The sequence below is a fragment of the Methanobrevibacter sp. genome (assembly GCF_045646045.1).
GTDB lineage: Archaea > Methanobacteriota > Methanobacteria > Methanobacteriales > Methanobacteriaceae > Methanocatella.
In genome coordinates, this window is sequence record NZ_JAZRJY010000155.1 from 17,257 (window position 1) to 28,169 (window position 10,913).

Below are 10,913 nucleotides of genomic sequence, written 5' to 3' on the forward strand. Positions count from 1 at the left end.
TTTCATTTATTTGCTTAGATTGGGAAGGTAACTATTTACCTTCCCTTTTGTTTTTATTAATGTTTATAATAAATATTTTAATAATATGCCAGTTAATAATTATTTAAGAGAATGTAAATATAATTTAAATAATTTAGATAATTATATATATTTATATGAATTTAATGAACCTTTATTAGATTATATAACAGATGATGGCGAAAGCAATGCTTCAGCATCTAATATAAAAGGTTCTGCACAAAGATTATATTGTGAATCTGTAGAATATTCATCAACATCAAGTGTTGATAACAGATTTTCATTTGATAATACTTTAACGGTCACTTTAGCAGAACATTCTAAGGTAAGCCATTATTCAATTATCCAGACTTTATTAAATAATAATTGGATGGTTGTGTTTAAGAATAAAGAAAATGAAGCGTTTGTAGTTAATGCTGAATATCCAGTTATGGTATCATATTCTTATGTTATCAATGATGAAAAGACACCAAATATTTTAACCATAACATTTAGAGCATTACAAAACGCTCCTACAGTTTATTTAAAGACTTCTGTAGCATTTTCTTTGACTTTATGTGATAAGCCTTGTGAGTATGTTATAAGTCGTATAAAAAGTCTTAAAATGATTGATATGGATAAGGCTACAATAGATGTAGATGGGTATGGATTTACATTAAATGAAAAAGGTGGAGGTAATTTAAAAACTATTGAATTCAATCCAACGTCAATGAGTTTTACTGATTCGTTTGATGGTAGAGAGTTTTCACAAACATTATCATTTCAAATACCTTTCATTTCCTATAGATTTTATTTTCATTATAATCTATTGGAATATCTTAATAATAGATATTACGCTTTAATTGAAACAACAAATAACAATAATATTTTAAGTGGGTTTAGACAAGGTTTATTCCCTTCTTATACTGTTTCTACCAATGATAGTGGAAATCTCATTACAATCAATTTAAATGCTAAATACACCACTTATTCTGTATTGGGTAGTGATACAATGAATATTACTACAAATGATAGTGTATATTACAAACCAATTTCAGGTGAATGTGTTAATAATTTTTTCACATGGACATTATTAGAACAATATAATTCTAATGGTTTAACAACAAATGACTTTTATTGTTTATCTGGTTTTGAAGATGTATATAATAATTATAATATAGTAGGAACATATAAACAGTTTGATACGAAATTTGGTTTTAATATAGTTGATTATAACATTAAATGTTCAGAAGATTGTAAAATAAATAATTTACCATCTTCAATACAATTTCAGCAAAGAGGACAAAAAAAATGTTTTACTATTGATAATACTTGTCCAGTAGAATGGGAATGGGATAGTACAGCATTTGATTTTACATTTGATAATAGTACAAAAGAAATGTGTGTTACATCAAAAGTTGACAATGGTACATTTAGTATTAAAGCAACATCAATAGATGGAACAACACAATATGTTACAGTTATTATTGGTGATGGTGGTGGAGGTATTACTGGAGATACAACAACAAGAATTGATATAACAGCACAAGGACAAAAGATTAATATAATTCCAATAAAAGGGTTGAGTAATGTTAAATCAGTAACATCATCTTTACAGTATGCGTCAAATCAAAACGGTAATGGATATGAAGTAACAGTTCCAGAAAATACTAATGAAGAACCAAGAACATTTACAATTACAATACTTTACAAGGATAATAGTATTGAAACAATTAATGTTATTCAAGGAAGAATTTATTATGTTACAACAACAACTGAAGATACTGCATGTATTGGACAAGATTTATATTATATAAATAAAAAATATAAGAAATATACTGAAAATGGTGAATTAATATTTGTTGGTAATATAAGAGGAAACCAGAAAGAAACAAATTCAATTGCTTGTTTGGATTATGATGAAAAAGTAAATAGTTGTACATCTTGCTTTGAAGGTTTTATTTATACTTTATGCGAATACAAAAAGAATGGTTCAACAATTTTAACAAGATATGAAAAAACAACAAGTTCTTGCACTAACAATGCAACTACAGAATATGTGGTAAATAATGAAAAAGCAGTATGTGTTGATGGTACTGAATATTATATAGAAGAATTATATGGTGTAAATTGTAATGGTGGTGATAATGTTAAGTTATACCCAATTATTGAAAGAACATCAACAACAGAAGCGATAAATTCAAATGTGTGTGATGTAATAAACCCAAATGTAAGTGGTGAAACGTTATATAGATGGATAGATACAAATGAAACATATTGTTTAACAGACACATCTCAAACAAACTGTACATCATCAAAAACAGAAACATATTGTGATGGATATAATTTATATGAAAGAACAACATATTATGTGGATGCATTATGTAATGGTAATTGGTCAACAAGCGGTTCACCAACAAATATATTATTAGAAACTAACTCAACAAGATGTGGTTATGAAGAACCTACATGTAATCCATCAACAACAAATGTAGATTATGAATTATTGACTATTAAAGTAATTGATGAAAAAGGTAATGAATTAGGTACTTTTAATGCTGATGAAAATAATACTATAAACACCAATTTAACTGTTAAATGGAATAAAAGTGTCATAATTGATGAATGTAGTTACACATATAATACGGTAGTTATAAATGAAGATTGTACAAGTTCAACAACACAAAACACTGGAACAACATTCACAACCTCAATATCATCTAATGAAAATGAATCAACTGAAAATCAAGAAGCCGTAACAATAACTATTAAATCTGGTTATACAACTATTGGTGATGTTATATTTTATAGAAAACCAATGACAGGTGTAACATTAACATATGCGTATAATGGTAATGCATCTAACTCAATTTTTTATTTAAATGAAAATGATTATACAGCACAAGAATATGGTGTATATACAACAACATTAAAAGAATTAGGTATTAAAGATTTAACAAGTTGTTATAAAACATTTAAAGAATCTAATATTACCAATTTAATATCATTCCCTGATACATCTGAAGTTACTACTATGAGAGCCATGTTCCAATTCTGTACGGGTTTAACTTCATTAGATTTATCATCATTTAATACAATTTCGGTTAGAAATATGGAATTTATGTTTTATGGATGTAGTGGTTTAACAAGTTTGGATTTAAGTTCATTTAACACAAGTAATGTTACTAGTATGATGTGTATGTTTGATGATAGTTATAATTTAAATTCAATTGTTTTAAGTAGTTTCGATACATCAAATGTATATAATATGGATAGAATGTTTTATAGATGTAGTGGTTTGACAAGTTTGGATTTAAGCAATTTTGACACAAGTAATGTATTATATATGGAAGATATGTTCAGTTATTGTAATAGTTTAACATCATTAGATTTATCTAATTTCAACACATCTAACGTAGAAAATATGATGTCTATGTTTGCGTATTGTGACGGTTTAACAACATTGGATTTAAGTTCATTTGATACATCAAAAGTAACAACAATGAAAAATATGTTTAATTATTGTACTAATTTAACATCATTAAATCTATTATCATTTGATACATCCAATGTTACATCTATGGAAAATATGTTCTACAATTGCAGTGGTTTAACATCATTAGATTTATCTAACTTTGATACTTCTAATATTACAACTATGGAAGGTATGTTTCATGGATGTAGTGGTTTGACAAGTTTAGATTTATCTAATTTCAATACAAGTAAATTTCCTTTATTATCATGGATGTTTTACAATTGCACATCATTACAAACTTTAAATGTAACTAATTGGGATGTTTCTGAATATGTCATAGATAAATATAAACCAACTAATATGTTTGAAAATTGTTCTTCATTAACTAAGTTAATTATAGGCGAAGTAACTCAAGAAGCATATAATTGGTGGTGTGAGAGATTAAGTGATGCTGGAATTTATTGTGATATAATAGAAGGTTCAGTTATTGGTGATATAGGTGATACTTTATCGTTTGAATTTAGTGGTAATACAGCAACATATAAATTAAATGAAATACAATATACAGCAACAACAAGTCCATATTCAACCACATTAGCAAAGTTGAACATCAACAATTTAACAAATTGTATTAAAACATTTGAAAGTTCTTCGATTACTAATTTAATAAGTTTCCCAGATACATCTGAAGTTACTGTTATGCTAAGCATGTTTGCGTATTGTGACGGCTTAACTTCATTAGATTTATCATCATTTAATACAAGTAATGTTGTTAATATGTATAATATGTTTAATTATTGTACTTCTTTAACATCATTAAATGTATCATCATTTGATACAAGTAATGTAACAACAATGGAAAGTATGTTCTACTATTGCAGTGGTTTAACGTCATTAGATTTATCATCATTTGACACATCAAATGTTACAGATATGGATTATATGTTTAGTTATTGTAGTAATTTAACAACATTAGACGTAAGTAGTTGGGATGTTAATCATATTACATATAATGCTGAAATGTTCAAAGGTTGTAATTCATTAAACACACTTAAAGTTAAAGAAGGTACTTATGATTGGTGGTGTGAGAGATTAAATGATGCTGAAATTTCTTGTGATATAATAGAAGGTGATGAACCTGATACACCTATTAATGATACTTTATCATTTGAATTTAGTGGATATACAGCACCATATATATTAAATGGTAGAAATTATACAGCAACAACAAGTCCATATACAACAACATTAAGAGAATTAAGTATTGAAGATTTAACAAGTTGTTATAGAACATTTAGTGGTTCTTCGATTACTAATTTAATATCTTTCCCTGACACATCTAATGTAACTAGTATGGAAGAAATGTTCAGTTATTGTAAAAGATTAACATCATTAGATTTATCTAATTTCAACACTTCTAATGTAACAACAATGGAAGATATGTTCAGTTATTGTAGTGGTTTAACATCATTAAATGTATCATCATTTGATACAAGTAATGTAACAACAATGGAAAATATGTTTTATAGATGTAGTGGCTTAACTGAATTAGATTTAAGTTCATTTAATACAAGTGGTGTAACAACTATGGAAGATATGTTTAGTGGATGTACTTCTTTAACTTCATTAGATGTATCATCATTTGATACAAGTAATGTTACTACTATGTATAATATATTTAATGGTTGTAGTAGTTTAACTTCAATTAATTTAAGTAGTTTTAACACATCTAAAGTAACGACAATGGAAAATATGTTTTACGGTTGTAGTGGTTTAACATCATTAGATTTATCATCGTTTGACACATCAAAAGTTACATCTATTGGTTATATGTTTCTTGATTGTAGTAATTTAACAACATTAGACGTAAGTAGTTGGGGTGTTAATCATATCACTTTTTTTAGAAGCATGTTTGCTAATTGTACATCATTACAAACATTAAGAATTAAAGAAGGTACTTATGATTGGTGGTGTGCAAGATTAACAGAAGCGGAAATTTCTTGTGATATAATAGAAGGTGATGAACCTGATATGACAAAATATACATTATCATTTGAATTTAGTGGAGATACATATACATATAGATTAAACGAAATAGCATATACAGCAACAACAAGCCCATATACAATAACATTAACAGAGTTAGGAATAACTGGTTTAACAAATTGTACTTCAGCATTTACTAAACCTAATATTACTACATTAACATCTTTCCCTGATACATCAAATGTATATAATATGGGGTCTATGTTTAGTGGTTGTACTTCTTTAACATCATTAAATGTAAGTAACTTTAATACAAGTAATGTTACTAATATGTCTGCTATGTTTTCTAATTGTAAAAGTTTAACATCATTAGATTTAAGTTCATTTGACACATCTAATGTAGAAAGTATGTATGAAATGTTCTACAATTGTAGTGGTTTAACTTCATTAGATTTATCTTCGTTTAATATATCAAATGTATTTACTATGTCTAATATGTTCAGTTATTGTAAAAGTTTAACATCATTAAATGTATCATCATTTAATACATCTAATGTAACATATAAGTCTAATATGTTTAATGGTTGTACTAATTTACAAACATTAAAAGTTAAACAAGGAACAAGGGATTGGTGGTATGCTAGGTTAACTGAAAATAGTATACAAAATAATGTAACAATCATAGAAGTATAAATATTAAGGGAACTTTAAATAGTTCCCTTTTTTTATTTACTATTATAAGTAAAATATTAATATTTATATAGTTAATTTTATTTATAATGTTTATTATAAATAAGATATAATAATGGATAAAATAAAAAGATATTCAGTTACTATTGATAGTGATGTATATGCTATTTCATTGGTTGATGAACCAGCAATAGAATCTGATTTCGTTTATTTATCAGCACAAAAACAAGAACAGATTTTCTTAGAGAAGGAAGACAAACATTTAATCATTGGTGCTGTTCTTATTCCAGATAAACCTATCTATAGAAATAACGGTAAAGAAGAATTTTACATTCAATTTTCAAAAGAAACAATTGAACATCTTGCATATGATTATTTAATGAATGGTAGGATGTATTCAGTAACAACTGACCATAAAGATGTTGCTGATGATATTTGTTTGGTTGAATCTTGGATTAAAACATCTGAAAACGATAAATCTAAAGATTACGGTATGAATGTTCCAGATGGTACTTGGTTGGTATCAATGAAAGTTGAAAATAAGGAAGTTTGGGAAAGAGTTAAGGCTGGTGAATTAAGAGGTTTTTCTATTGAAAGTTTTGTCAACTTGGATGAAATTAAATTACAAAAACAAGATACAAATATGACTGATGTAAAGTTGGAAACAGTGGAAATCACTGAAAGTTTCTGGTCAAAACTTAAATCAATCATTGCTGAAGCATTGGGTAAAGAAGAAAGTGCTCCAGAAGTTGAAGAAGCAGTTGAAGAAGTTAAATCTGAAGTTATTGAAGAACCAATTGAAGTGGTTGAAGAAATGGCAGAAGAAACTCCAATCGAAGAACCAGTAGTTGAAGAAGAAATTGCTGCTGAAGAAATCGTTGCTGAAGTGATTGATATTGTTGAAGACCCACAAACAACTGAAGAAGAAAAGGAAAATGAACTTCAAGCAGTTGTTGATGATTTAACAGAAAAACTAAAACAAAAGGATGCTGAAATTGCTGAAATGCAAAAGCAAATTGAAAAGTTAAGTAAACAACCTTCAACTGAACCAATTAAAGTTGATGCATCAAAACAAAATGCTCATCCTTCATTCTTAGATTTTGCTACTGGCAGAATCTCTTATAAATAATAAAATAATATTTACAAAATATAAAATACAAATATGGCAAATTTTGCAGAATTAGGTAATATTAATTACTGTGGTAAAGAAGCACAAGAAATCTTTGTGAGAGACCTTTATGAATCAAATTTGAAAGGTTATGGTATTAGATATATGTCTGGTGTTAAAGGTAAGACACAATTAATGAGTGGTGAAGTTGGTGATTTGTTCCAAGCATACTCTTGTCCTTTCACCCCATCTGGTGAAGTTACATTATCTGAACAATGGATTGAACCAGTTGCAATCAAAGTAAACTTGGAAGAATGCTATGATGCTTTCTGGAACTCTTTCTTGGTTGAACAAACTGAAATCTCTTTGAATGGTGGTATTCCTTCAACATTCTATGACTGGTTCTTCAACAATGTATTGGCAAAGAAATTGAGAAAAGAATATGAAGAAATCTTCTTCAATGGTGCAAAAGGTAAAGGTGGTTATTTAGGACTTGCTGATGGTATCGTTAAGAAAGTAAATGATGCTGAAAATTCAGTTAAAGTTGCTGGTGCAACATTGACTACTGCTAACATCTTAGGTAAGATTGGTGAAGTTGCTGATGCAATCAACGGTTTGGATGCTGAAGTTGAAGGTTACAAAATCTTTATCAATCATATGGATTACAGAAAATTGATGACTGCATTGGGTAATGAATCTCCATTGACTACTGCTGTTTGGGCTAACTTCGCAAAACAAGGTGAAAAAGTATTCGCTTATGGATATGAAATCGTTCCTAGTAGAATCGAAAAGAATACAATTTTGGCTTCTCATCCAATGAACTTGGTATTGGGTTATGATGTTGAAAACGGTGATATTCAATACAAAATTGTTGATATGAGAGAATCAACATTGGAAAATATGTTCAGAATTGGAGTGGTAACGAATATTGCATGTGGCGTTGTTTATCCAGAATTATGTGTAATCGCAAAAGCATAATTAAATTATTAAAATAATATTCTTTAAATATATAATATAGATATGGCTATTAGTTGTCAATTAGCGTCTGGTATTACAAAAGATTTATCATGTGGCTATGTACTTCAATCAGTAAAATTAATTTATTTGGCTAACACTGATGACGTAGAAAGTGATGCAAATGGTGAAGTTACATTAAAGTCTGAAGGTAAATGGCATTTGTTTGAACCAGCAAAAAATACAGCATCATTTACTGATGTTTTAAATACTACAGATAGTGGTAATAAATATAGAACTCATACTTTATCTTTCTCTGTAGCGGGTTCTTATACTGATGAAGTTCAAACAATTATGGACACTTTATCATTGGGTTCATTCTTAGGTATTGCAGTATTCTCTGATAACACAGGTGTATTGCTTGGTACTAAGAATAGTGGTTTGGAAGCAACTGTTGTAACTAACACTGGTGCTGCTTCTGCAACTGAAGCAAGCGGTATTTCTGTTGAAATGTCTTCTGACTTGACTTCAAGTGCATATCACATTGAAGATGTTAAAACTTTCATTGGTGAAAATGCATAATAATTAAAAAACTAAATAAATGTTTTGAAGGATGGTAAGTAAAATACCATCCTTTTTTTGTCAATTAATTAATGTTTATAATAAATAATATTTTAAATTTTATTACAAATGATTAATATAACTAAACAAGGTAACAATGTAATAGTTACCAGTGATAATCCAAATTCTTTTTATATTGGAAATGGTGAATTATCAGTTCCATTAAATACAATATACTATGTATTGGATGATGAATCAGATTTTATCCAATTTAATTCAACTGAAGAAGGAAGAATATTATTCAATGGTACAATCGGACAAATACAAGTTAATGGAAATATCGTTAACAGAGAAAATATATTGATGGAGTTGGATAATGTATTCAATTCTGCTGCAACTGGTGGTGAAGGTGGAACTGCTGGTGTATTAGCAATCAATGGATATGATGGATATATAAACCTTAAATCTGTCAACGGTCAATCATTAATTGGTAGTGGTAATATTGAAATCAGTGGTGGTGAACCAGAACAATATATCAAAATGTTAGGTGAAGAATATCCTAATAACCTTATTTGGTACACCAATGAAAAAGACGATTATAGAGAAATTAAATTCAAAACCATCAATGGTAATTCAATAATGGGTGAAGGTAATATTACAATTGAAGGTGGTGAAGGTGGTACTGCTGGAGTTAATAAAATCATTATGGGTGAAGAAGATTATGGTTGGAATGCTTATCAAGGAGATATTAAGTTGAGTGCTGGATTTACATCGTTTGATGAAGGTGATACTGGATATGATATTGCTATAGGTGGTAAAGATATTAATGGAAATGATAGCGGTTCGATGTGGTTTGGATTCAGAAGTACTAATGGTTCACTTTTATTAGAAGATGGTGGTGGAAGAGTAGATTTAAAAGTAAACGAATGGACTGGAACACAATCAGAATATGATGCATTAGGTACATATGATAGTAGATGTACATATAATATAATTGAAGGTTAATTTTTATACAAATATGGCAATATATAAAGGAGATAAAAAAGTTATTGCCTTGTATAAAGGTGATAAGAAAATAATAAAGAGATATAAAGGTACACAAGTTGTATTTGATTCAGCACCAAAAAATAATAACACATTATCATTTGAATTTACTGGAGATACAACGACATATAAATTAAATGACACTGCATATACTGCAACATCAAGTCCATATTCTACCACATTAGATAATTTAGGTATTGAAACATTAACAAGTTGTAACGGAACATTTAGTGGCTCTAGTATTAGTGAATTAATATCATTTCCCGATACAAGCAATGTTACATATATGAATTATATGTTTAGTGGATGTAAATCATTAACAACATTAGATGTTAGTAATTTTGATACATCCAAAGTTACTAATATGAATCAAATGTTTGCTAACTGTAATAGTTTAACTGAATTAGATTTAAGTAATTTCAATACATCAGCAGTAACTAATATGAGTTGGATGTTTAATGGATGTAGAGGTTTAACAACATTAGATATTAGTAATTTTGATATATCCAAAGTTACTCAACATACTTATATATTCAACAGCTGTTCTTCGTTAAATAAATTAATATTGGGTGAAGTTAGTCAAGAGCAATATGATTGGTGGTATCAAAGATTGGTTGACGCTGGAATACAAGACAAAGTAACAATAGAATATTCTATAGTATAATAGACATATAAACATTGTTATTAAACATAACTAATAATAAATTTTTAAATAATATATGCCCTACAATAGTCTGTAGGGCATTTTTCTTTTATACAATAAAAATATTTTCTTGAAATTCTTAAAAATAACCATTTATTATTATTTTTCCATATGTTTAGATTGAGAGAAGCAAGGTTAGATTAGTAAGATGTACATAAGCGAAATAACCATTTATTAAATAAATTTTTAATTTTCTCAACAAATGGCTGAAATGATGAATGGCAATGGTATGGAAAAGAAATACTATGTCAAAGATGATGATGATTATGCTTCAAAAGGTGTGGCTGGAACTGCTTTAGGTTTAGGTATTGGAGCATTGGGTTTGAACTTACTTCAAAATGGTGGTTTAGCAAACTTGTTTAATGGTGGAAATAGCACTGGAAATTGTGGTTGCT

Annotated in this window: 7 protein-coding genes; all 7 read left to right on the forward strand. The window is 28.2% G+C overall.

Annotated features, from left to right (window positions below):
* Positions 1–85: 85 nt before the first annotated feature.
* Positions 86–6,151, forward strand: coding sequence for a BspA family leucine-rich repeat surface protein (locus tag ACKI5C_RS10460; RefSeq protein ID WP_407433055.1), 6,066 nt, complete (start codon positions 86–88; stop codon positions 6,149–6,151).
* A 112-nt stretch (positions 6,152–6,263) separates the two neighbouring features.
* On the forward strand, positions 6,264–7,277 hold the full coding sequence (locus ACKI5C_RS10465) for an XkdF-like putative serine protease domain-containing protein (RefSeq protein ID WP_407433056.1): 1,014 nt from the start codon (positions 6,264–6,266) through the stop codon (positions 7,275–7,277).
* 33 nt (positions 7,278–7,310) lie between these two features.
* Positions 7,311–8,234: a hypothetical protein gene (locus ACKI5C_RS10470; RefSeq protein WP_407433057.1), complete on the forward strand. Its 924-nt coding sequence runs from the start codon at positions 7,311–7,313 to the stop codon at positions 8,232–8,234.
* A 42-nt stretch (positions 8,235–8,276) separates the two neighbouring features.
* Positions 8,277–8,792, forward strand: coding sequence for a hypothetical protein (locus ACKI5C_RS10475; RefSeq protein ID WP_407433058.1), 516 nt, complete (start codon positions 8,277–8,279; stop codon positions 8,790–8,792).
* A 108-nt stretch (positions 8,793–8,900) separates the two neighbouring features.
* Positions 8,901–9,776, forward strand: a complete 876-nt coding sequence (locus ACKI5C_RS10480) for a hypothetical protein (RefSeq protein WP_407433059.1) — start codon at positions 8,901–8,903, stop codon at positions 9,774–9,776.
* 13 nt (positions 9,777–9,789) lie between these two features.
* Positions 9,790–10,479 carry a BspA family leucine-rich repeat surface protein gene (locus ACKI5C_RS10485; protein WP_407433060.1) on the forward strand — a complete coding sequence of 230 codons (690 nt, stop codon included), beginning with the start codon at positions 9,790–9,792 and terminating at the stop codon, positions 10,477–10,479.
* Positions 10,480–10,720: 241 nt separating this feature from the next.
* Positions 10,721–10,913: hypothetical protein (locus ACKI5C_RS10490; protein WP_407433061.1), on the forward strand; the 193-nt coding region annotated here is incomplete at its 3' end.